Origin of the sequence: Sphingomonas sp. CCH21-G11, from assembly GCF_001555965.1 — a bacterium.
Lineage (GTDB): Bacteria > Pseudomonadota > Alphaproteobacteria > Sphingomonadales > Sphingomonadaceae > Sphingomonas.
This window is the reverse complement of record NZ_LSHX01000024.1, coordinates 93,225-114,651: the sequence shown is the minus strand read 5'-3', so window position 1 is coordinate 114,651 and position 21,427 is coordinate 93,225. Positions and strand designations below refer to the sequence as shown.

The following is a 21,427-nucleotide window of genomic DNA, read 5'->3' as shown; positions in this document are numbered from 1 at the left end:
TATCGGTCTTTCAGGCAGCCTTGGCGGAAAGCTGCGGATCGTCGGCCCTCAACAGCGCGATCAGGCCACGTTCCGCCCGCTCCAGATAGCGCGTTTGGCGCGGCAGGCGAAGCAGCGGCTCGGGCAGCGGCGCAACGCCGCGACACGCGTCGATCAGCCGGGGGTGGACATAGGATTTGCGCGCCACCGCCGGTGTGTTGCCCAGCGCAGCGACGACCGGCTCCAGCAGTGCCTTGAGCGGCAGCCGTCCGCCAGCCTGAACCAGCGCGTGAAAAGCGATGACGCTCGCCCCCCAGGTGCGGAAATGCTTGGCGCTGAACGCTTCGCCCATCGCCGCACGGATATAGTCGTTGACGTCGCTCGACGTAACCGGGCGCGCCTCGCCCGCCGCGTCGATCCAGCGGAACAGATGCTGGCCGGGCAGGTCCTGAACCCGCTTGACGAACCGGCTGAGCGATCGGTCGGTCAGCGTCACCACGCACAGCCGCCCCGACTTTGCCCGATATTGAAGCCGTAGCGTATGGCCTTTGAGTGCGGCGTGGCGCTTGCGCAGTGTCGTCGCGCCGTAACTCTTGTTGGTGCGCGCATAGCCTTCGTTGCCGATGCGCACCCGGCCCAGATCGAGCAGCCGGACGACCGCGGCGATGGCGCGTTCGCGGCTCAGCGCCCGGCCGTTCAAATCCGCTTCGACCCGCGCGCGCAGGCGGGGCAGCCGCTCGCCGAAACTTGCGCAGCGGTCGAACTTGGCGGCCTCCTGCGCCGCGCGGAAATCGGGGTGATAGCGATACTGCTTGCGGCCCTTTTCATCGAAGCCGGTGGCCTGGATATGACCGCGCGGATCGGGGCAGAACCATGCGCGCTGATAGGCGGGCGGCAGTGCGACCGCGTTCAGCCGGTCGATTTCATCACGGTCGGTGATGCGCGCGCCCCGCGCGTCCCAATAGCCCCATTTGCCGCGGACCAGGCGCCGAGTGATGCCCGGCGCGCCGTCGTCGACGAAAACGAGCCGATCGATCGCTACGGAGATGTCAGGTTCGTTGGCCACCGGTCGGAATAATGTCCCACCACGTCGTTCGTTCCGGAACACTGCGGCGCGGTGGCGGGTTCGCATTGCAGACACTGACCGACCTTTCAGTGCACAGGAGAATGAACGATGACCGACTTGTCCCATGTCCATGTCTTGATGCTCGCCACCAATGGCTTCGAGCAATCCGAACTGTTCGACCCGCGCCAGGCGCTGCTCGATGCCGGTGCCCGCGTCACGCTGGCCTCGATCGATACCGACCCGATCAAGGGGGTCGTGAACGATGACACGCCCGCGCGCGAAATCACCCCCGACCTGACCTTCGATCAGGTCGACATCGACGATTACGACGCACTCGTCCTGCCCGGCGGCGTCGCCAACCCCGACCGGCTGCGGATGGAAGATCGCGCGGTCGAAATCGTCGAGGCATTCTTCCAGGATGAAAAGCCGGTGGCCGCGATCTGCCATGCGCCCTGGCTGCTGGTCGAGGCCGATGTGGTCGAGGGGCGTCGCGTGACGAGCTGGCCGTCGCTGCGTACCGATCTCGCCAATGCCGGCGCAAATGTCGTCGACGCGGAAGTGGTGGTGGACGGCCAGCTGATCACCAGCCGGAAGCCCGACGACATTCCCGCGTTCAATCGCGCCATCATCGAGATGCTGGCCAAGGTGAGCGCGGAGCCGGCCTGACCGCGCGCAATCCGCCGGCGGCGGCGCTCAGGGCACGGTTGCGCTGCCCTGTCGCTGCTGCCGGCGCCATCTCACGCGGTTGATCGCGCGCTGCGCGGGCAGCTCGACGCAGCGATAAAGCAGGATCGACCCGGCGAGCAGCAGGACGAGGTAGAGGCCGATCTGCACGGGCGGGACATGGCTCGCATCGCGGACCAGCGCGAGCTTGAACGCGATCCAGATCAGGGCGTGGCCGAGATAGGTCGCGTAGCTGATCTCACCGAGAAAATGCAGTACCCGGCCCTCCAGGGGATGACCCGCACCACCGGCGCTCAGCGCGAGCGCCAGCAAGAGCGCGGCGAAGCCGAGCGGCACGCCGAGCGGCTCGGGCAGCGCGATCACCGCGGCGAAACCCAGCATGATCGCCGGCCAGAGCACATGTCGCGACGCGGCGTGCCAGCGGTGCCAAAGCGCGCCGACGAGGGTGCCGATCACGAACTCGACGAGGCAGCGCACCAGTCCGGTGTGTGCGATGTCCTGGCCCAGGGTCGGATGCCCCAGCGCCGCGAAAAAGCGCCACAGGCATATGCCGAGCAGGACGATCACGCCGAACAGCAGCCAGCTTGGCCACCGTCGCCAGTCCACCAAAAGGCAGAGCGGTACGAACAGCAGATAGGCGGCCGCCTCGGTGCTGATCGACCAGGAAGGCACATTCCAGCCAAGATCGGCGGTGAAGCCCCAATTATGCACCAGCACGACATGCAGCGGCAGTTCGGCGACGACGAATTCGCCGGGCAATGCGCGACCCGTCAGCGCGAGCAACGCCGCCAGCATCACCGCAAAGCCGAGCATGAACAGGTGCAGTGGCCAGATCCGCGCGACGCGGCGCTGAACGAACTCCCCGGCGACACGCCAGCCGCGTGCATGGAAGCGCTCGTGCCAGCTCAGCCAGATCACGAAGCCGGAGAGCAGGAAGAAGAAATCGACCGCCAGATAGCCCTTGGCCAGCCACGCGACGATCGTGGGTGGCAGGCCGGCGATCGACAGGCGCAGGTGATAGAGCACCACCAGCCAGGCGGCGATACCGCGCGCACTGGTCAGCGCGCGCAGGTCGACGCGCCCGGTCATGTCGCGGCGGCGGTGCGGCGCTGGATCATCGGACGAAATCCCGCCGCGCGCCGGATGCGGCCCAGATAGGTGTCGAGGCCTATCTGCGCGCCGACCAGCATCAGCATGAAGGGCTGGAACGCGATGCCGACGAACGACGCGCCGAGCAGGTAGATGAGCTGGCCGTGCTGGAGCGCGGTGGCGAGCGGGGCGATCCAGGCCTGTCCGGCCGGGGCATCGCGATAGCGCCGGCGCAGCACCTCCATGCGCCACAGCCCGCCCAGCTGGATCGTCAGCCACAGCGCCAGGCCGATGTAGCCCTGTTCGCCCAGCATCTCGAAATAGGCGCTGTGATAGGCGCGCGCCGCGTCGACCTCCAGATCGCGGGCGACCGCGACGTTGTTGCCCTCGCCCTCGACGCGCACCTTGTCATAGCGGATCCGGTTCTGGCGATAGGCCTCGAACCCGCCGCCCAGCGGGTGTTCGCGCGCATAGTCGATCGTCCACTGCCACACCGCGATGCGGGTCGAGGCGCTGGCGTCGGCCTGATAGGTGCCGATCGTCGAGACGCGCTGGGTGAAGGCGGCGGGGAGGAAGGGCACCGCGATCAGCCCCAGGACCATGACGCCCGCCAAATAGGCGGCGCGGCGACGTACATCGCGCAGCATCAGCGCGGCGAGCAGCGCGATGCACAGCACGCCGGTCCGGGTCGAGGTGCCGATCGGGATCAGCAGGCAGGCAAAGGTCAGCGCAAAGCTGAACCAGCGGGTGCGCCGGTCGGCGGGGATGATCGTGCCGAAGCGACCAAGCCACAGCACCAGTGGCACGATCGCGATCGCGACGGTCGAGATCGTCGATCCCTCGTACAACCCGGCATTGTTGGCGACCATCAGGTTGAGCGCGCCATAGCCCCCGCCCGACGCCAAGGTCTTGATGCCGCCGACGATGACGATCGACGACGCCGACAGGACCATGAACAGCAGCAGCGCCTCGATCCGCAACCGGGTGCGCAAGGTCAGCGGCAGGAAGATGGCGAAGGCCAGCGCCTTCCACACCCAGTCCCATTTGTCGGCCGCCTCGATCGGGAAATCGGCGTTGCGCGTCGTGTACCAGCAATAGGCGAGCAGCATCGCCATCACCAGCTGGCGCGGGGCGACACGCGTGTCGCGTTTGTCGTCGAACGCCGCCCATGCCGCGACCGCCAGCCCCGCCGCGATCAGCGAGATCGGGATCGAATTGAGCAACAGATAGGTCAGCCGCTGCGGCGCGACGATGTCGATATAGACATAGGCGAGCACGAACAGGAACGGTCGCCGGAACCCCGCGCCGAAGATCAACGCCAGGAACAGCAGGAAGAAATAGTCACGCATCGCGGACTTCCGCGCCGGTTTCCGGACCGGCTTCCGGGCGCGCGCGCCGGCGCCACCCGCCCGGTGCCGCGCGGGCACCGCGTCCGCCCGCGTCCTCGCGATCCAGGTCCGGCCGGCGCAGCAGCAGCCACGCCGCCAGCAACATCAGGCCGTGGCTGACCGCGAGCGAGAAATTGTCGATCATGGCCCCGTTTAGGCCGGGTCGAGTTATCGCGGCGTTAAACACTGGCATGGCAGGGAACCGGCCATGCGCATCCTGCACGTGCTCGACCACAGCCTGCCGCTGCACAGCGGCTATACCTTCCGCACCCGCGCGATCCTGAAGGCATCGCAGGGCCGCGGCTGGGATGTGGCGGGCGTTACCGGGCCGCGCCAGGGCGACATGCGGGTCAGCGAGGAAACGATCGACGGCCTGCGCTTCTTCCGCACGCCGGCGCCCAATCCCGCGCCGACGCCGCTCGGCGAATGGCGGGAGATCGACGGCTTTGCGCGCCGGATCGTCGATGTCGCGCGCGCGTGGCGAGCGGACGTGCTGCATGCGCATTCGCCGGTGCTGAACGCGCTCGCCGCGTTGCGCGCGGCACGGACGCTGCGCGTGCCGCTCGTCTACGAAATCCGGGCGTTCTGGGAGGACGCAGCCGTCGGCAACGGCACCGGGCGTGAGGGCTCGGCGCGGTATCGCCTGACCCGCTGGGCCGAAGGCTGGGCGGTGCGTCGGGCCGACGCCGTGGCCGTCATCTGCGAGGGGCTGAAGCGCGACCTCGTCGCGCGCGGCGTGGACGATCGCAAGATCATCGTTTCGCCTAACGGGGTCGACCTGCATCTGTTCGGCGCGCCGCCGCCGCCCGATGCCGCGCTGATGGCCGAGCTGGGTCTGGAGGGCGCGGAGACGATCGGCTTCATCGGCAGCTTCTATCCCTATGAGGGGCTCGACGATCTGATCGCGGCGATGCCCGCACTGGTCGCCCGCCGCCCCGGCGCGCGGCTGATCCTGGTCGGCGGCGGCCCGCAGGAGGCCGAGCTGCGCGCCCAGGCGGCGGCGTCGCCCGCGGCCGCGCACATTCATTTCATCGGTCGCGTGCCGCATGATCAGGTCGACCGCTATTACAGCGTCATCGATATCCTGGCCTATCCGCGCAAGCGGATGCGGCTGACCGACCTGGTGACCCCGCTCAAGCCGCTCGAAGCGATGGCGCAGTGCCGCCTGGTGGCGGCGTCCGATGTCGGCGGTCATCGCGAACTGATTCGCGACGGCGACACCGGGACGCTGTTCGCGCCGGACGATCCGATGGCCATCGCAACGGCGCTTGCCGATTTGCTGGCGGATCGGCCGTGCTGGGATGCGCGTCGCGTCCGCGCGCGCGCGTTCGTCGAGGGCGAGCGTAACTGGTCGTCAAATATTTCGCGTTATCAACCGGTCTATCAAGGGCTCGTCGAAGCCGCCGAAACGGGTGTGTCATGGTCGCGTTTACCGTTCCAGCCAGGTTGAATCAGTCCTTTGTCCCGATAATGGCCGTTGGCGCCGCGACGATCGCGGCGGCATGCGTCGCCAGCGTGCCGGCCGCGCGCGTGGAGGCGATGGTGGGTATGTCGGGACTGTCCGCGCTCGTCCCCGCCGCGGCGCCGCCGCTCGGGCTGATGGCGCGCATGGCATTGATGTTCGCAGCTGCATGGATCGCTGCCGGGCTCGTCTGGGCGCTTGTGCGCGGCTGGGCGTTGCTGCGTCCCCGGCACCGGGGACTGGCGGGACTGCTTGCCACGCCGCCCAAGCTGCTCGGTCGAGTCGATCCGCCCGCGCGCGAGCCGGTGTTGGCGACGCGCGACCTGGGGACGCCATTTCTGGAGGTGCGCGCGCCGGTGATCGCCACCCGGAAAATGCCGCTCGAACCGTTGCCCGACGACGCCAACCCGTTCGGCGACGATGAAATGCCGCTTCCCAGCGACCTCGAAACGCCGCTGATCGCCTATGCGAAGGGAACGCGACCGGCCAAACGGTCAGCGGATCGCGTCCGGATCGCGACTTTTGAACTGCCGCCTGCACCCGCTCCGGTCGCGCCCGAATATCGGGACGAGCCGCCGATCACGACGCCGGAAACCGAAGCGACCATTCACGCGCTACTCGCCCGGCTGGAACAGGGCGTGGCCCGGCGCGGCCGGCCGCCCTATCGCCCCGCGACCGCTCCGGCATCGTCGCGGCCGCGCGATCGCGGCAATCTTGAGGCAACGCTGGCGTCCTTGCGCCGGATGGCCGCCCAGCACTGATTGTCAGCGATCCTCGACGGTCAGCGCCTCGAGGTCGAAAATCACCTTCTCCGCGTCGCGCTTTGCCCCGGCGACGTGCAGGTCGGCGACCAGATGCTCGCGAATCGGCAGTTCGGCTTCCGCCAGCCCGGCCAGCCAGCCGTCGAGCCGCGCTGACGCAGCGGCGGTGAAGCCAAGCTCATGGCGCGCGCCGGTGAAGGTGGCGCTCGCCCAGCGCGTCCAGTCGTGGCGGGTGGGCTCGATCTGCACCCCGTTGCGTTCCGCGTTGGCCAGGATCGCGCGGGCCAGCGCCGTGCCGATATCCGGTCCCCGGCTCATTGCGGTGCCCCTTCGTCCTGCGCGGCCAGAAAGGCCTCGATCCGCCGGATCATCGCCGGTCCGGGCTCGCGCCCGCGCCGCATGTCGAGCACCAGCCTCGGGTCGCGGGCGACCAGCCGGCCAAATCGGGTCGGGGGTGTCGCGGTGCGGGTCAGATACCGCTCGATCCTGTGCAACATCTTGCGAAGCCTTTCCTCGTCGATTCGCTCAATGTTCTTGTCCTGTTCTGCCATTTCCAACTTGTCTAGGAAATTTCCTACGAGTATGGTGCCAATATGAACGCAGCCGATCCGCGTATGGCCCTCACCCGCCTCGCCGCCGAACGGGGTGAAAGCCTCGCCGCGCTGTCGCGGCTGATCGGACGTAATGCCGCCTATCTCCAGCAGTTCGTGCAGCGGGGCAGCCCGCGCCGGCTGGCGGAGGAGGATCGTCGCACGCTTTCGCGCTATCTGGGTGTCGCCGACGCCGTGCTCGGCGGGCGTGCCGCGCCCGAACTGGCGGCGGTGCCGCGCCTCGATGTCGCGGCATCGGCGGGTCCCGGCGAGGTCGTGGATGGCGAGGGCGCGACCGGGTCCATGCGCTTCGATGCTGCGTTCCTGCGGATGCTGGGCGTCCGGGCGGGGGCGGCGTCGGTCATCCGGGTGCATGGCGATTCGATGCTGCCGACGCTCGCCGACGGGGACGAGATTCTCGTCGATCGCGGGGATGTCCGGCTGATGCGGACGGCGCGGCTGATGGTCGTCCGGCTGGACGAGGGGCTGGCGGTCAAGCGGGTCCGGCGCACGCGATCGGGCGTCGAGATCGCCAGCGACAATCCCGCTTATCCGCCACGCGAACTCGATCCCGCGCTGGTCGATCCGGTCGGCCGGGTGGTCTGGCTGAGCCGCCGTCTTTGATGCCCCGCGGGCGTCCCGCGCGTCTCCGCCCGGGACGCCGGCGTGCCGTCGCGGGACGAAATGACCGGCCCATTTCGCGCCCTTTACCATCGTGATCCGCCATGCGCGCGGCGATCGACATTGTGGCACGAAGCGTGTAGCGGCGCGCGACGATGCGTGCTTACCCCTATCTCACCGATGCGAGCGAGGTCGCGCTCGCCAATGAACTCATTGCGCTCTACGGCGACGGTGCGTTCGAGGAAGCCACCCTGCGCGCGGATCGCAGCCGTGACATCGGCAATCACCTGCATTTCTGCCGCTGGCGCCAGATCGGTCGGCTGATCGATCTGATGGCGGACGAACGGGTCATCGGCCCGGTTCATTGATCGATCCGTCGCGGTGCGCACGGTGCCCCACGGTTAGCGATTGTCCCCGGCCGCCGCTTGCGGCTAGGACGCGTCATGTCGTGGCGCGCGTGGCCCAACATTCTGTGCCTGATCGTCGCCGGCGTCACCACCATCGTTCCGGTGGGATCCGTGCGCGCGCAGACATCCGCGCCGCCCGCCGATGCCGAGCCAGAGGGGCTGGACCCGACTTCGCCGATGGCGCCGCTGCCGGAACTCGGCGTCGATTGGCCCGATCTGACGCCGGGCGCGGAAGACGCCCAGGCTGACGCTTCGGCGGGCCAGTTCCGCGACATCCGCTATGATTACAAGCTCGCGGGGCTCGACGGGATCGCCGATCCGCTGTTCCTGCAGCGTTTCGAGGAAAGCTCGACGCTGCGTGCGGGACAAGACGCCCCCGCCAATGGCGCACAGCTCGACCGTCGCGCGCGCGAGGATGCCGAGCTGGTCGTCGAGCTGCTGCGCGCGAAGGGCTTCTACGCGGCACGCGTCGACACGGGCGTCGAACGCGCCGGCGACCGGCTCACCGTCACACTGACCGCCATGCCCGGGCCGGTGTTCCGGGTGAGCGAGGTCGACCTGGCCGGGATTGACCAGGCGGGGCCGCGCGCAGCCGAGCTGCGCCGCGCCTTTTCGGTTAATCCCGAAGATCCGCTCGATGCCGACAAGGTGGCGGCGGCAGAGGCGCGATTGCGCGCCGAGGCGGGGGAGCAGGGTTTTCCCTTTGCACGGATCGGCGACCCGGTCCTGACCGTCGATCACGCGACCAACACCGCGCGCGTCGAGCTTGACGTCGCCACGGGCAATGCGCGCCGCTTCGGCCGCATCCTCACGCCGCCCAACCGCGTCTTCGATGCCGATCATATCGCCGACATCGCACGCTTCGATACAGGCGACCTTTATGACGTGCGCGCGGTCGACGACCTGCAGCGCGCGATCGTCCAGACCGGGCTCGTGTCGTCGGTGCGGGTCACGCCGGTGCCGGGCGAACAACCCGACGTGGTCGACCTGTCGGTCGTGCTGGAGCGCGCGCCGCCGCGCACCATCGCGGGCGAGCTCGGCTATGGCACCGGCGAAGGCGCGCGCTCCGAAATCAGCTGGACCCACCGCAACCTGTTCCCCCCCGAAGGCGCGCTGTCGCTGCGCGCGGTGGCGGGCACGCAGGAACAGCTGGGCTCGGTCGTGTTCCGCCGCAACAATTTCCACGGGCGCGACCGCGTCCTGACCGCACAGCTCGTCGCCGCGCATCTCGAGCGCGATGCGTTCGAGGCGGACACCCTGCTCCTGTCGGCCTCGCTGGAACGACAGACCAACATCTTCTTCCAGAAGACCTGGGCCTGGTCGATCGGTGCCGAGCTGGCGGCATCGGACGAGCGCGACGTCATCCTCGCCACCGGCGAGCCGCGCCGCCGCGTCTTCTTCATCGCCGCCGCACCGACGACGCTGACCTATGACGGCTCGGACGACCTGCTCAACCCGACCCGCGGCTTTCGCATCGGTACGCGCGTCTCGCCCGAATTTTCACTGAGCGGAAAGGCGTTCGGCTATGCCCGCGTCCAGTTCGACGTGAGCGGCTATTACCCGGTGAGCGACGCGGTGGTGCTGGCCGGCCGGGTGCGACTGGGAACGATCGGGGGCGCGCCGCGCGACGCGATCGCACCGTCCCGGCGTTTCTATGCCGGCGGCGGTGCATCGGTGCGCGGCTACGGCTTTCAGGATATCGGTCCGCGCGACCTCAACAATGATCCGATCGGCGGCCGCAGCCTGACCGAATTCGCGCTCGAGGGCCGGATCAAGGCGTTCGGCAATTTCGGGATCGTGCCGTTTCTCGACGGTGGCAACATCTACACCTCGGCACTTCCCGGCTTCTCGCGCTTCCAATATGGTGCGGGGGTCGGCGCGCGATATTATTCGAGCTTCGGCCCGATCCGCGTCGACGTCGGCACGCCGATCAACCCGCAACCCGGCGATCCGCGGGTCGCGGTCTATGTCTCGCTGGGACAGGCATTTTGAGCGCGGGAACCGATGACGTCGGGGCCGGCGACGACATGGCGGCCCGGTCGGCGATCCGACCACGCCGTCGCGGGTGGCGGCTGATCGCGGGCCTGTTGCTTGCGATCGTGGCGATCGGCACGGCGGCGCTCCTGTTGCTCGACACCGCGCCGGGACATCGGCTGATCGCCGACCGCATCGCCGCCCTGCGTCCGGGCAACGGCATCACCTACCGGATCGGCCGGATCGACGGTTCGATCTATGGGCGCGCGCGCCTGATCGACGTGCGGATCTATGATCCCAAGGGGCTGGTGCTGCGCGTATCTCGGGCGGATCTCGACTGGAACCCCTTTGCCTGGACGCGCAACCGGCTCGAAATCCGTTCGCTCGTGGCGCCGCAGGCGCTGCTCGTCCGCCTGCCGGAACCGCGCGCGACGGGGCGACAGGGGCCGATCCTGCCCGGGTTCGACATCGGCATCGGGGTGCTGCGGATCGACCGATTGGTCTTCGGCCTACGGATCGGCGGGGTTCAGCGGACCGGCCGGCTGGCCGGGCGGGCGGACATCCGTTCGGGTCGCGCGCTGGTGCGCCTGGACCTTGACGTCGCGGGGAGCGATGTCGTGCGGCTGATGCTCGATGCCGAGCCGGACCGCGACCGGTTCGATCTCGACCTCGCCGCGCGCGGCGGCGCGCGCGGCGTGCTCGCGGGGCTGACCGGCATCTCGCGCCCGCTGATGCTGCGTATCGCCGGCGACGGACGCTGGCGGGGGTGGCAGGGGCGCGCGATCGCCCGCGCCGGCGACCTTTCGCTCGCCGACCTGCGCCTGACCAACCGCGCCGGCGACTATCGCCTGGTCGGCACCGCCAACCCGTCGCCCCTGCTGAAGGGCAAGCTGCAGCGGCTGACCGCACCGGCGCTGCGCATCGACGCCGGCGCGACACTCGCGCGCCGTCGCCTCGACGGGCGGCTTTCGGTGCGGAGCGGTGCGTTGCGCCTCGACGCGACCGGCATCGTCGATCTCGGACAGGCGGCATTCCGCAATCTCCGCCTGACGGCCACCCTGCTGCGCTCGCGGGCGCTGTTTCCCAACATGACCGGACGCGCCATCGAGCTGCGCACGGTGATCGACGGCCCGTTCCGCACCGCGAGTTTCGATTACCGCATCACCGCCGAACGCCTCGCCTTCGACCGCACCGGGTTCGAACGCGTGCGCGCGGGCGGGCGCGGGCGCTTCTCGCCCGCCCCGGTGACGGTGCCCCTGCGCTTTACCGCCGCGCGTGTGACCGGCGTCGGCAATGTCACCGGCGGCATCCTGCGCAACCTGAACGTCGAGGGCCCATTGCAGGTGACCGCGCGCAGCGTGACCGGCAGCCGGCTGCGTCTCCGCTCGGACAAGATCGACGGGCGGATCAACCTGATCCTCGATCTGCGCACCGGCGCGTATGAGGTCGGTATCGACGGCGCGATCAATCGCCTGTTGATCCCCGGGCTTGGCGTGGTCGAGGTCCAATCGCGGCTGACCGTCGTGCCCGCGCCCAACGACCGGCGCCGCGCGCGGCTGGTCGGCATGGGCACGGCGCGCGTAGTGCGGCTCGACAATGCGTTCTTCCGGTCGCTGACGCGCGGTCTGCCGGGTGTCGTTACCGGGCTGGAGCGCGGGCCCGACGGCATCCTGTACCTGCGCAACCTGCGGCTGACTTCGCCCGGCCTGACGCTCGCCGGCAACGGCTATCGTCGTCGCGACGGCAGCTTTCATATCGAGGCGACCGGCAATCAGGTTCAGTACGGCCCGGTGACGCTGCTGCTCGATGGCCGAATCGAGCGTCCGACGCTGCGCCTGCGCTTCGCCCGGCCCAATCAGGCGATGGGGCTGCGCGACGTGATCGCCGATCTCGACCCCACGCCCGAGGGCTATGTGTTCCAGGCGCGCGGGATCTCGCGCCTGGGCGCGTTTACCGGCAACGGCGCGATCCTTCTGCCGCGCGGCGGGACCGCGATGGTCGAGATCGCGCGGCTCGACGTCAGCGGCACGCGCGCGAGCGGACGGCTTGCGATCGTCCCGGGCGGTTTCGACGGCGCGATCGGCTTTGCCGGCGGCGGCTGGAGCGGCGACCTGCGGCTCGTGCCGGAGGACGGCATGCAGCGGATCGGCGGCGAGGTGCGCGCGGCCGATGCGCGGCTCGCCGATGTCGTCACCATCGGTCGCGGTGACGGCCGGTTCAGCCTGCTGCTCGATCCCGCAGGCGCACGCCTCGACGCGCGCTGGCGCGCCGCCGCGCTTCAACAGGGCGCACTGTCGCTCGCGAGCGTGAGCGGGACGGCGCAGCTGACCGGGGGCGTGGGCACCCTGAAAGCGACGCTGGCGGGCAGCCGCAACCGCAATTTCCGCATCGAGGTCGATGCCGATCTGTCGCCCGATCTCTATACCGTGCGCGCGCAGGGCATGGTCGATCGCCGTCGCATCGCGCTGACCGATCCGGCGGTGATCCGCCGCGATGGGGATGGCTGGCGGCTCGCGCCGACGACGCTCGCCTTTGCAAGCGGCGAGGCACGGCTGTCGGGACGGATCGGCGCGGGCGAAAATGCGATCGACGCCATGCTGCGCCGGATGCCGATGGCGGTGCTCGACCTCGCCTATCCGGGGCTGGGGCTGGGCGGCGAGGCGTCGGGCACGCTCAGCTATGTGCACCGCCCCGGCGGCGCGCCGAGCGGCCGGGCGGACCTGAAGGTGCGCGGGCTCAGCCGGTCGGGGCTCGTGCTCTCCTCACAGCCGGTCGATGTCGCTATTGCCGCGGCATTGACGCCGGGCAGTGCGGCGCTGCGCGCGATCGTCGCGAGCGGCGGGCGCACCGTCGGGCGCGCGCAGCTGCGTATCGCGCCGCTGGGTGACGGCACGCTTGCACGCCGCCTGCTCGACGCGCCGCTGTTCGCGCAGCTGCGCTATGACGGCCCGGCCGATACCTTGTGGCGGCTGACGCGGATCGAGCTGTTCGACCTGACCGGGCCGGTTGCGATCGGCGCGGACGTGAGCGGCCGGCTGTCCGATCCCATCATTCGCGGTTCGCTGCGCACCGAGGATGCGCGGATCGAAAGCAGCGTCACCGGCACCGCGGTGACCGACATCAAGGCGGCGGGCCGCTTCAACGGATCGCGCCTGGTGATCGACCGCTTCGCCGGCGGCGACGGGCGCGGCGGCACGCTGACCGGGCGCGGCAGCTTCGATCTGGCCGCGGTGCGCGGCTTTGGCATCGACCTGACCGTCGACGCGACGCGCGCGCGGCTGATCGACCGGGACGAGATCGCGGCGACGGCGACCGGCACGATCACCTTTCGCTCGGACGGGTCGGGCGGGGTGATCGGCGGCGATGTCCGGCTCGATTCGGCGCGCTATCGCCTCGGGCGCGCGGCGCTGGCCACCCCGTTGCCGCGCCTGAATGTGCGCGAGATCAACCTGCCCTTTGGCGAGGATGTCGAACGGACGCCGGTGCGTCCCTGGCAGTTCGACCTGCGCGCGCGCGCCGCCAGCGGGGTGACCGTCAACGGGCTGGGGCTCGACAGCGAATGGTCGGCGGATGTCCGCATCCAGGGCCAGCCGACCAATCCCGCGATCACCGGCCGCGCCGACCTCATCCGCGGGGACTACCAGTTTTCGGGGCGTCAGTTCGAGCTCGATCGCGGGATCATCCAGTTCGACGGCAGCGTCCCGGTCAACCCCGCGCTCGACATTTCCGCCATCGCCAACGCCCAGGGGCTGAACGCACAGATCCGGGTGCGCGGCAATGCGCTCAAGCCCCAGATCGGCTTTACCAGCACCCCCGCGCTGCCCGAGGACGAGCTGCTCTCGCGCCTGTTGTTCGGCACCTCGATCACCAACCTGTCGGCGCCCGAAGCCGTTCAGCTCGCCGCCGCCGTCGCGGCACTGCAAAGCGACAATGCCGGGCTCGATCCGATCAATGCGGTACGGCGCGCGACCGGGCTAGACCGGCTGCGCATCCTGCCCGCCGATCCCCAGACCGGGGCGGCGACGTCGGTCGCGGCGGGCAAATATCTGACGCGGCGGACCTATGTGGAGATCATCACCGACGGCCAGGGCTATTCCGCCACGCGCGCCGAGTTCCAGGTGACGCGCTGGCTATCGCTGCTTTCCTCCATCTCGACGATCGGCAGGCAGAGCGTCAACGTGCGGGTATCGCGGGATTATTGAGGGGACACCAAACATACGTCGCCCCGGCGCAGGCCGGGGCCTCAGGCCAGTGGCGCGCAACATTGGTGGGAGGCCCCGGCCTCCGCCGGGGCGACGTGTGGAACTCTGTCAGGCTCCCAACCGCTCATCCTGAGTAGCCATTGAGCTTGTCGAAATGGCGTATCGAAGGACGGAGAGCGTCTCACGCATAGGCGTTCATCACCGACTTCACTTCCATGAACTCGGCCAGGCCGTACTTGCCATGCTCGCGGCCGTTGCCCGACTGCTTGTAGCCGCCGAACGGCACGTTCGGGTCGGGCGCTCCGCCGTTGAGATAGACCATGCCCGCCTGCAGCCGCCCGGCCACCGCGCGTGCCTCCGCGGGTTCGCCGAACACCACCGCCGACAGGCCGTAGCTGGTGTCGTTGGCGATCTCGATCCCCTGTTCGACATCGTCATAGGGGATGATCGTGACGACGGGGCCGAAGATTTCCTCGCGCGCGATCGTCATGTCGTTGGTCACGTCGGCGAACAGCGTGGGGCGGATGTAGAAGCCCTGGTTGCCCCCTTCCGGCCGGCCGGGTCCGCCGACCACCAGCCGCGCGCCTTCATCGATGCCCTGCTGGATCAGCCGCTGGATCTTCTCATATTGCGCCTGGTTGACGACCGGGCCGATGTGCCGCCCCTCGACCATCGGATCGCCGGTCTCGGTCGCGCCGACGATCTGTGCGGCGAGTTCGACCGCGGCGTCCTGCTGGTCGCGCTGGACCAGCATCCGCGCCGGCGCGATGCAGCTTTGGCCCGAGTTCATCAGCACGCTCATCAGCCCGCCTTGTACCGCGCGGGGCAGGTCGGCGCTGGGCAGGATCAGGTTGGGCGACTTGCCGCCCAGTTCCTGGTGCACCCGCTTGACCGTATCGGCGGCGTTCTTGGCGACCATGATCCCGGCGCGGGTCGAGCCGGTGAAGCTCACCATGTCGATGCCGGGATGCTTCGACAATGCGGTGCCGACGCCGGGGCCGTCACCATTCACCAGGTTGAACACGCCCGCCGGTACGCCCGCCTTGTCGAGCACTTCGGCGAAGATCGCGGCGCAGGCGGGCGATTCTTCGGACGGCTTCAGGATCATCGTGCAACCGGCGGCGAGCGCGGGCGCGACCTTCGACACGATCTGGTTGAGCGGCCAGTTCCACGGCGTGATCATTGCGACGACGCCGATCGGCTCGCGCACGACCGCATGGGTGCCGATCCGCTCCTCGAACTCGAATTCGCGCAGCGCGCGGATCGCCGCCATGAAATGGCCGATGCCCGATCCCACCTGCGCGGTCCTGGCCATGCCGATCGGGCAGCCCATCTCCTCGCTGATCGCCACCGCCATGTCGGCGGCGCGCGCCTTGTATTCCACCAGGATGCGTTCGATCAGCGCAACCCGCTCATCGACGCTGGCCTGAGAGAAGCTGGAGAAGGCGCGGCGCGCGGCGGCGACCGCGCGATCGACATCGGCATTGGTGCCGAGCGTGATCGTCGTGCACGGCGCTTCGGTCGCCGGGTTGATCACATGGTGCGGCACGCCGCCGATGCTTTCGACCCAGGCCCCGTCGATATAGTGGTGAAGCAGTTCGCGCATCGCATCCTCGCTGGTCTGGCCATCGGGATTTTCAAATCCCGGGTATGGCGCCTAGATGAAGTCCGGGGCGTCCCGATGCAAGCAGGGAGAAGGCAGTGACGTTGAGCGCGGTGATCCACAGGACGGGCGGGCCGGAGGTGATCGAGTGGCGCGAACATGACCTGCCGCCGCCGGGCCCGGGCGAGGTGCGGATGCGCCATACCGCGATCGGGCTCAACTTCATCGACACCTATCACCGCACCGGCCTTTATCCGCTCGAACTTCCCAGCGGACTGGGCAGCGAAGCGGCCGGCGTGATCGAGGCGGTGGGCGAGGGCGTGACCGGCTGGCGGGTGGGCGAGCGGGTCGCGACCTTCGGCCCCGGCCTGGGCGCTTATGCGACCGAGCGCAATGTCGCGGCCGACACGCTGTTCCGCCTGCCCGACGCGATCAGCGACGAGCTGGCCGCCGCGGTGCTGCTCAAGGGCGCGACCGCCGAATGCCTGGCCGAACGCTGCTGCGCGCTGCTGGAGGACGACATCGTCCTGGTCCACGCCGCCGCGGGCGGGGTCGGGCATATCCTGGTGCAGTGGCTCAAATATCTCGACACGACCGTGATCGGCACGGCGGGTTCACCCGAAAAGGCGGAGCTCGCGCGCAATGCCGGCGCGGACTATGTCATCGAGTACAAACAGCACGACATCGCCCAGCGCGTGCGCGAATTCACGGTCGGCATGGGATGTGCCGTCGTGTTCGACGGGGTGGGGGCGGCGACGTGGCAGGCCTCGCTCGACTCGGTCGCGCGGCGCGGGCTGATCGTCAGCTATGGCAACGCCAGCGGCCCGGTGACCGGCGTCGCGCTCGGCACGCTGGCGGCCAAGGGGTCGCTGTTCGTCACCCGCCCGACCCTGTTCGACTATTACAAGGCCTCCGACGAGCGCGCCGACGGCATCGCGCGCGTGTTCGAGCTGGTGGCGGAGGGCGCGATCGAGGTGGAGATCGGTCAGCGTTATGCGCTGAAGGATGCGGCCGAGGCACACCGCGCGCTCCAGGCGGGCGAAACCATCGGGTCGACCCTGCTCATCCCCTGACGCACATCAGACCCTGACGCACATCAGGCACGGCGCACCCATTCCAGCGCCGCCGCCAGCGTGGGGTCGCGGCCGTGCACGATGTCGTCGGCGTTCGCCTGCACCTGCACGTCGGGCTGAATCCCTGCATCGGGCTGCGGCCGCTCGGGGAAATAGCCGACCAGCGGCAGGTCGAACTCGATCCCGCTGCCGGGAAGGCGCACGAAGAAGAAGCAGCCGCCGTTGATGCCGCGCCGGTTGCCGCCGCTTTCGCCGCCGAACAGGCGGACGAGGCCGGTCTGGCGGGCGCGACGTGCGAACTGGAACGTCGCCGAACTGTTGACCGGGCCGATCAGCGCCGCCACCGGAACGGTGATCCGCGGCGTCATCGCGGGGATCGCCTGGATTTCGTCGGCGGCCGGCCGGCGATACCAGCCGTCGCCGAGCGCCGTCGCCCCCTCGCCCAGGGTGCGGAAGCCGTCGTCCCAGGTGTCGAGATAGGGATCGAGCGCGGCCGGGGTCCGCCGAAACCGGATGCGCTGGTCGTCGCCGGGAAAGGTCAGGTCGCGCGTCGTCAGCCGCGCGAGGATGTCGTCGCCACAGTCCAGCCCGCCTTCATTATCGCGCAGGTCGACGACCAGACCCTTCGCATCCCCAAGGCTGGCAAGCCGGTCGCCGAGCCAGCCGCGCCAGTCCCACTTGCTGTTGTACAGCGCCCATCCCGGCATGGTCAGCACCGCCACCCCGTCGTCGCGCATCTGCCAGTCCCATTGCACGTCCTGGGGCCCGGGCGGGGGCGGCATGAAGCCGCGCCGCGCCGCCAGGTCGATCGCGGGCAGGTCCAGCGCCTGCACGCTGCCGCCGGGCATCCGTGCCTCGATATGGTGCACGCCGTCGCGCGGGGGCAGGATCAGGCCCTGGAACACGTCGAAATATTCGATGCTGTCGTCGCCGCGAACCTCGAGCAGACTGCGGCGCTTGCCGTCATTGCCGCCATCGGCGCGGGCATAGGGCATCAGCGTCGCCAGCAGCGTGCGCGCCGGCAGGCCGTTGACCCGGGTGATGACGGTGCCGCGCGCCAGTCGCCCGGTGCCGCTATGGTCGGCGGTGACGACCATGTCGCCGTCGATCCAGCGAAAGGCAAAGGGCAGGCGGGTGGGCCGGTCGAACAGCGCGTCGACGATCACGCGGCGCTGGTTGAAGAAGTTGCAATAGCTGTGCCCGCAACGGATGGTCGCGAGAAAGCGCGACAGCGCCAGGTAGCGCGCCGCAAGGTCGGGCGCGGCGAGATATTCGGCCTCCAGCGTCGTCAGGCCGGCCTCCGCCGCGCGCGGCGACAAATAGCGGTAAAGCCCCGGATGCAGGGCGAGCGCGCCGCGCAGGATGGCCATGTCCCCCTTCAGGTCGCCGACGCTGCCTTGCGCGGTCGCCGATGCCCCGCCCCGTCCGCCGAGCATCAGTGCGCCCGTCGTCGCCAACCCGTTCAGAAGTTCCCGTCGCCGCATCGTCGTCCCGTCCTGTTCCGCATCGAACGGGGCAGGCTCTGCCCCCCCGGTGCGGCGCGGTCGTCTCATAATCGTGCCGCCGCGCGATTATTCGCGTTTTGAGCCGTGGAGACGGCGATAGGCCGACGGTGCCATGCCGTGCTGGGCGAGGAAGGCACGATTGAAACTCGCCTTTGACCTGAAGCCCGCTTCGAACGCGAGGTCGAGCAGGTCGTCGGCACGCCCGGCGCGAATGGCGTCGGTTACCGCATCGCAGCGCAGCTTGTTGACGAAGGTCGAGAAATTGCAGCCCAATCCATCGTTCAGCGCGCGGGAGAGATGCCCGGTGTTCGTTCCCAGCCGCCGCGCCAGCATCGCCAGGCTCAGATCAGGATCGGCCTGCCACCCCTGCGCGCGCGTGATCGCCGCCCAGCGTTCGCCGTCAGCGCGCCAGTCGCGCGCGGGCGCTGCCGGTGCCGCCGGCCGGGGCGCGAGGCGCGGAAAGGGGCGGTCGGCATGCCGCCATCCCTCGATGCCGAGATAGAGCGCGACCGCGGCGATCACGACGTACAGCCCCATCAGCCCGCGATATCCGAGCGGCGAAACCCAGTTCCACAGATTATAGCCCGACCATATCGCCAACAGGACGAGCAGCCCGCCGATCGCGCGGCTCAACCATCGCCCGGCATAACGATGATCGTCGCTGCGCTCCTCGGTCAGGAACGCGCGATAACCGCGCAGCAGCCGCAGGGCGGCGCGCCCGTAAAGCCCCAGCCCGATCACGACGCCCAGGTCGGTCGCCACGCCGTAAACGCCACCCGAGGCGTCCGCCCAACGGTCCTTGGCCGCGATCGGCAACAGGAAGCTCCCGAACAGGAAGGCGAACTGTGCCCCGGCAGGAATGAAATGCCGCCAGCCGCGATCGGGCCAGCGCGCGAATACGAGCGCGTGGACATAGAAGTAGAGCAGCGGTGCCACCGCCAGCGTGATCTGGAACGGGGCGAAGGTCAGCCAGCGCCACTTGTCGTAGAACCCGGCAAAGCCGATCAGCCACGGCGTGACGGTGGCGGCGAGCACGACCAGCAGCGCGGCCAGCGTGCGGTTGGCGATGCGGTTCTCGAACGTGCCGGCCAGCGCGATCGCCAGGATCAACAGCTGGGCAACCGCAACGGTGAGCACCGCGCTGCGCCAGCCGAATGACAAGCCCTCCCACCACATCGCGACGACCATAGCCCCGGGACGTGCGATGCGGGAGGGGCTTCGCGTTCAGCCCGGATAAGGGGAATCGGCCAGCAATCGCGCGAGATGCGCGGCATTGCCCGCGACCATCTTCGCCGTCTTGGCGACCTTTTCGGGCGTTTCCGCCAAGTCCTTGAAATCGGTCGAACCCATCGCTTCGCCCACCCAGTAGCACGCGGCGACGGCGGGGATGGTAAAGCCGACATCGTTCAGCGCCTGAAAGAGCTGGGCTGAGGAGAAATGCGCGCCGTCCTCGTTGCCGACGATCGCGGCGACCGCAATCTTGCCATAGCTCGGCATCCGCCCGGCATCGTCGGTTTCGGAGATGAACGCGTCCATCCGTTCGAGCACGCGCTTGGCCACGCTGCTGATCTGGCCCATCCAGATCGGACCGCCCAGGATCAGGATATCCGCCTTCAGGATCTTGGCGCGGATGGCGGGCCAGTCGTCACCGTCGCCCTCGTCCGACGTGACGCCCGGCAGGACGTTGTGAGCCGCGACCCGGACGGTCTCGGTCAGGGTCACGTCGACATCCGACAGCGCCTTTTCGAGCAGCGCGATCATCCGGTCGGTCGACGAATCGACGGCCGGGTCGGCCTTGAGCGTGCAATTGAGCGCGAGGGCGGTGATCGCCATGATCGGGTTCTCCTTCGGGGGGCTGGCCGACCTACGCATCACCGGGTGCGGATGTTCCCCGCGTCGTCACCGCGATCGCGAAACCCAGCTACGCGCTCGCCAAGCGAGCATTGCTTGGCCCGGCCGGGCGGCGCGGCTATCACATCGGGCATGTCCGTGACGCCCAACACGCTCGCCCTGATCGGAAACACCCCGCTCGTCCGTCTGGCCGGCCCCAGCGCGGCCGCGGATGCGGAAATCTTCGCCAAATGCGAATTCGCCAATCCGGGCGCGTCGGTGAAGGACCGTGCCGCGCTCTACATCGTCGAGGATGCCGAGGCGCGGGGCGCGATCCGCCGCGGCGGCACGATCGTCGAGGGGACGGCGGGCAACACCGGCATCGGGCTGGCGCTGGTCGCCAATGCCAAGGGCTATCGCACGATCATCGTGATGCCGGAGACGCAGAGCCGGGAGAAAATGGATACGCTGCGTGCGCTGGGCGCCGAACTGGTGCTCGTCCCCGCCGCGCCCTATGCCAATCCCGGCCATTTCGTCCACACCAGCCGCCGCATCGCGGAGGAAACGCCCAATGCGGTGTGGGCCAACCAGTTCGACAATATCGCCAATCGCCGCGCGCATATCTGCGGCACGGCGGTCGAGATCTGGGAACAGATGGAGGGGCGGATCGACGGCTTCACCTGCGCGGTCGGCACCGGCGGCACGCTCGCGGGCGTCGGGCTGGGGCTGAAGGAGAAGGACGCCAATGTCCGCATCGCGCTCAGCGATCCGCATGGCGCGGCACTGTATGAATATTACGCGCATGGCGAGCTCAAGTCGGAGGGATCGTCGGTCGCGGAGGGCATCGGGCAGGGCCGGATCACCGCCAATCTGGAGGGCGCGCCGATTGATACCCAGTATCGCATCTCCGACGCCGAGGGGCTGGAATGGGTACGCCGGCTGCTGACCGAAGAGGGGCTGTGCCTGGGGCTGTCCTCCGGCATCAACGTCGCGGGCGCGGTCCGCCTCGCGCGCGAACTGGGCCCCGGCAGCCGGGTCGCGACGATCCTGTGCGACACCGGTTTTCGTTATCTCTCCACGCTTTACAACGCGGACTGGCTGGCCGCGAAGGGTCTGGCGGGGCCTGCCGGCGGGGCAATTGCCGACGGTTGACCGCAAGAGTCGACAGGCTCGGGCAAAGCTGTTACGCAAAA

The 21,427-nt window shown here is 69.1% G+C and carries 19 protein-coding genes; 9 read left to right on the top strand and 10 right to left on the bottom strand.

Going from position 1 to position 21,427, the window contains the following annotated elements:
- Positions 1-10: 10 nt before the first annotated feature.
- Positions 11-1,045 carry a DNA topoisomerase IB gene (locus AX676_RS05600; RefSeq protein ID WP_231726018.1) on the bottom strand — a complete coding sequence of 345 codons (1,035 nt, stop codon included), beginning with the start codon at positions 1,043-1,045 and terminating at the stop codon, positions 11-13.
- A gap of 108 nt (positions 1,046-1,153) precedes the next feature.
- Between AX676_RS05600 and AX676_RS05595 the strand changes: the two genes are divergently transcribed.
- Positions 1,154-1,711, top strand: coding sequence for a type 1 glutamine amidotransferase domain-containing protein (locus AX676_RS05595; RefSeq protein WP_066480352.1), 558 nt, complete (start codon positions 1,154-1,156; stop codon positions 1,709-1,711).
- A gap of 27 nt (positions 1,712-1,738) precedes the next feature.
- Here the strand turns inward: AX676_RS05595 and AX676_RS05590 are convergent, their stop codons facing one another.
- The 3 genes from AX676_RS05590 to AX676_RS05580 are packed head-to-tail and all read right to left on the bottom strand — an operon-like array spanning position 1,739 to position 4,351.
- Complete coding sequence (locus AX676_RS05590) at positions 1,739-2,818, bottom strand: acyltransferase family protein (RefSeq protein ID WP_066480354.1); 1,080 nt, start codon at positions 2,816-2,818, stop codon at positions 1,739-1,741.
- Complete coding sequence (locus AX676_RS05585; protein ID WP_066480356.1) at positions 2,815-4,167, bottom strand: DUF5935 domain-containing protein; 1,353 nt, start codon at positions 4,165-4,167, stop codon at positions 2,815-2,817. Before AX676_RS05585 ends, AX676_RS05590 begins: the two co-directional genes overlap by 4 nt.
- Entirely contained in the window at positions 4,160-4,351 is a 192-nt protein-coding gene (locus AX676_RS05580) for a hypothetical protein (RefSeq protein WP_066480358.1), read from the bottom strand. Before AX676_RS05580 ends, AX676_RS05585 begins: the two co-directional genes overlap by 8 nt.
- Positions 4,352-4,414: 63 nt before the next feature.
- Between AX676_RS05580 and AX676_RS05575 the strand changes: the two genes are divergently transcribed.
- Together AX676_RS05575 and AX676_RS05570 are read left to right on the top strand one after the other, a co-directional pair.
- The gene (locus AX676_RS05575; RefSeq protein WP_066480360.1) at positions 4,415-5,656 is read left to right on the top strand and encodes a TIGR04063 family PEP-CTERM/XrtA system glycosyltransferase; all 1,242 of its coding nucleotides are present in this window, start codon (positions 4,415-4,417) and stop codon (positions 5,654-5,656) included.
- Positions 5,657-5,676: 20 nt separating this feature from the next.
- A complete protein-coding gene (locus tag AX676_RS05570) occupies positions 5,677-6,429 on the top strand; it encodes a hypothetical protein (protein ID WP_066480361.1) in 753 nt (250 codons plus the stop codon).
- 3 nt (positions 6,430-6,432) lie between these two features.
- Here the strand turns inward: AX676_RS05570 and AX676_RS05565 are convergent, their stop codons facing one another.
- Positions 6,433-6,747 (bottom strand): hypothetical protein, encoded by a 315-nt coding sequence (locus tag AX676_RS05565; RefSeq protein WP_066480362.1) that lies wholly within the window; start codon positions 6,745-6,747, stop codon positions 6,433-6,435.
- Entirely contained in the window at positions 6,744-6,926 is a 183-nt protein-coding gene (locus AX676_RS05560; protein WP_066480589.1) for a hypothetical protein, read from the bottom strand. The genes AX676_RS05565 and AX676_RS05560 overlap by 4 nt, the downstream gene beginning before the upstream one ends.
- Positions 6,927-7,022: 96 nt before the next feature.
- Between AX676_RS05560 and AX676_RS05555 the strand changes: the two genes are divergently transcribed.
- From AX676_RS05555 to AX676_RS05540, 4 genes are all read left to right on the top strand, one after another.
- A complete protein-coding gene (locus AX676_RS05555; protein ID WP_066480364.1) occupies positions 7,023-7,643 on the top strand; it encodes a S24 family peptidase in 621 nt (206 codons plus the stop codon).
- A 152-nt stretch (positions 7,644-7,795) separates the two neighbouring features.
- Entirely contained in the window at positions 7,796-8,008 is a 213-nt protein-coding gene (locus tag AX676_RS05550) for a hypothetical protein (protein WP_066480365.1), read from the top strand.
- A 75-nt stretch (positions 8,009-8,083) separates the two neighbouring features.
- Entirely contained in the window at positions 8,084-10,039 is a 1,956-nt protein-coding gene (locus AX676_RS05545; RefSeq protein ID WP_082730958.1) for an autotransporter assembly complex protein TamA, read from the top strand.
- Positions 10,036-14,223 (top strand): translocation/assembly module TamB domain-containing protein, encoded by a 4,188-nt coding sequence (locus AX676_RS05540; protein WP_331709221.1) that lies wholly within the window; start codon positions 10,036-10,038, stop codon positions 14,221-14,223. Before AX676_RS05545 ends, AX676_RS05540 begins: the two co-directional genes overlap by 4 nt.
- A 181-nt stretch (positions 14,224-14,404) precedes the next feature.
- On the opposite strand, the gene AX676_RS05535 is transcribed toward AX676_RS05540, so the two are convergent.
- Positions 14,405-15,829, bottom strand: a complete 1,425-nt coding sequence (locus AX676_RS05535) for an aldehyde dehydrogenase family protein (protein ID WP_066480366.1) — start codon at positions 15,827-15,829, stop codon at positions 14,405-14,407.
- Between the two features lie 95 nt (positions 15,830-15,924).
- Between AX676_RS05535 and AX676_RS05530 the strand changes: the two genes are divergently transcribed.
- The gene (locus tag AX676_RS05530) at positions 15,925-16,899 is read left to right on the top strand and encodes a quinone oxidoreductase family protein (protein ID WP_156437749.1); all 975 of its coding nucleotides are present in this window, start codon (positions 15,925-15,927) and stop codon (positions 16,897-16,899) included.
- 23 nt (positions 16,900-16,922) lie between these two features.
- On the opposite strand, the gene AX676_RS05525 is transcribed toward AX676_RS05530, so the two are convergent.
- The 3 genes from AX676_RS05525 to AX676_RS05515 form a co-directional block, all read right to left on the bottom strand.
- Entirely contained in the window at positions 16,923-18,383 is a 1,461-nt protein-coding gene (locus AX676_RS05525) for a S41 family peptidase (RefSeq protein ID WP_066480367.1), read from the bottom strand.
- Between the two features lie 87 nt (positions 18,384-18,470).
- Positions 18,471-19,565, bottom strand: a complete 1,095-nt coding sequence (locus tag AX676_RS05520; RefSeq protein ID WP_231726017.1) for an AraC family transcriptional regulator — start codon at positions 19,563-19,565, stop codon at positions 18,471-18,473.
- 63 nt (positions 19,566-19,628) lie between these two features.
- On the bottom strand, positions 19,629-20,237 hold the full coding sequence (locus AX676_RS05515) for a flavodoxin family protein (protein WP_066480368.1): 609 nt from the start codon (positions 20,235-20,237) through the stop codon (positions 19,629-19,631).
- A gap of 150 nt (positions 20,238-20,387) precedes the next feature.
- On the opposite strand from AX676_RS05515, the gene AX676_RS05510 reads away from it, so the two are divergent.
- A complete protein-coding gene (locus AX676_RS05510) occupies positions 20,388-21,386 on the top strand; it encodes a cysteine synthase A (RefSeq protein ID WP_066480370.1) in 999 nt (332 codons plus the stop codon).
- The last annotated feature ends 41 nt before the right edge of the window (positions 21,387-21,427 follow it).

Coding starts and splice junctions, on each gene's coding strand:
- AX676_RS05595 (WP_066480352.1), top strand. CDS start 1,154: ATGACCGACTTGTCCCATGTCCATGTCTTGATGCTCGCCACCAATGGC.
- AX676_RS05590 (WP_066480354.1), bottom strand. CDS start 2,818: ATGACCGGGCGCGTCGACCTGCGCGCGCTGACCAGTGCGCGCGGTATC.
- AX676_RS05585 (WP_066480356.1), bottom strand. CDS start 4,167: ATGCGTGACTATTTCTTCCTGCTGTTCCTGGCGTTGATCTTCGGCGCG.
- AX676_RS05580 (WP_066480358.1), bottom strand. CDS start 4,351: ATGATCGACAATTTCTCGCTCGCGGTCAGCCACGGCCTGATGTTGCTG.
- AX676_RS05575 (WP_066480360.1), top strand. CDS start 4,415: ATGCGCATCCTGCACGTGCTCGACCACAGCCTGCCGCTGCACAGCGGC.
- AX676_RS05570 (WP_066480361.1), top strand. CDS start 5,677: ATGGCCGTTGGCGCCGCGACGATCGCGGCGGCATGCGTCGCCAGCGTG.
- AX676_RS05565 (WP_066480362.1), bottom strand. CDS start 6,747: ATGAGCCGGGGACCGGATATCGGCACGGCGCTGGCCCGCGCGATCCTG.
- AX676_RS05560 (WP_066480589.1), bottom strand. CDS start 6,926: ATGTTGCACAGGATCGAGCGGTATCTGACCCGCACCGCGACACCCCCG.
- AX676_RS05555 (WP_066480364.1), top strand. CDS start 7,023: ATGAACGCAGCCGATCCGCGTATGGCCCTCACCCGCCTCGCCGCCGAA.
- AX676_RS05550 (WP_066480365.1), top strand. CDS start 7,796: ATGCGTGCTTACCCCTATCTCACCGATGCGAGCGAGGTCGCGCTCGCC.
- AX676_RS05545 (WP_082730958.1), top strand. CDS start 8,084: ATGTCGTGGCGCGCGTGGCCCAACATTCTGTGCCTGATCGTCGCCGGC.
- AX676_RS05535 (WP_066480366.1), bottom strand. CDS start 15,829: ATGCGCGAACTGCTTCACCACTATATCGACGGGGCCTGGGTCGAAAGC.
- AX676_RS05525 (WP_066480367.1), bottom strand. CDS start 18,383: ATGCGGCGACGGGAACTTCTGAACGGGTTGGCGACGACGGGCGCACTG.
- AX676_RS05515 (WP_066480368.1), bottom strand. CDS start 20,237: ATGGCGATCACCGCCCTCGCGCTCAATTGCACGCTCAAGGCCGACCCG.
- AX676_RS05510 (WP_066480370.1), top strand. CDS start 20,388: ATGTCCGTGACGCCCAACACGCTCGCCCTGATCGGAAACACCCCGCTC.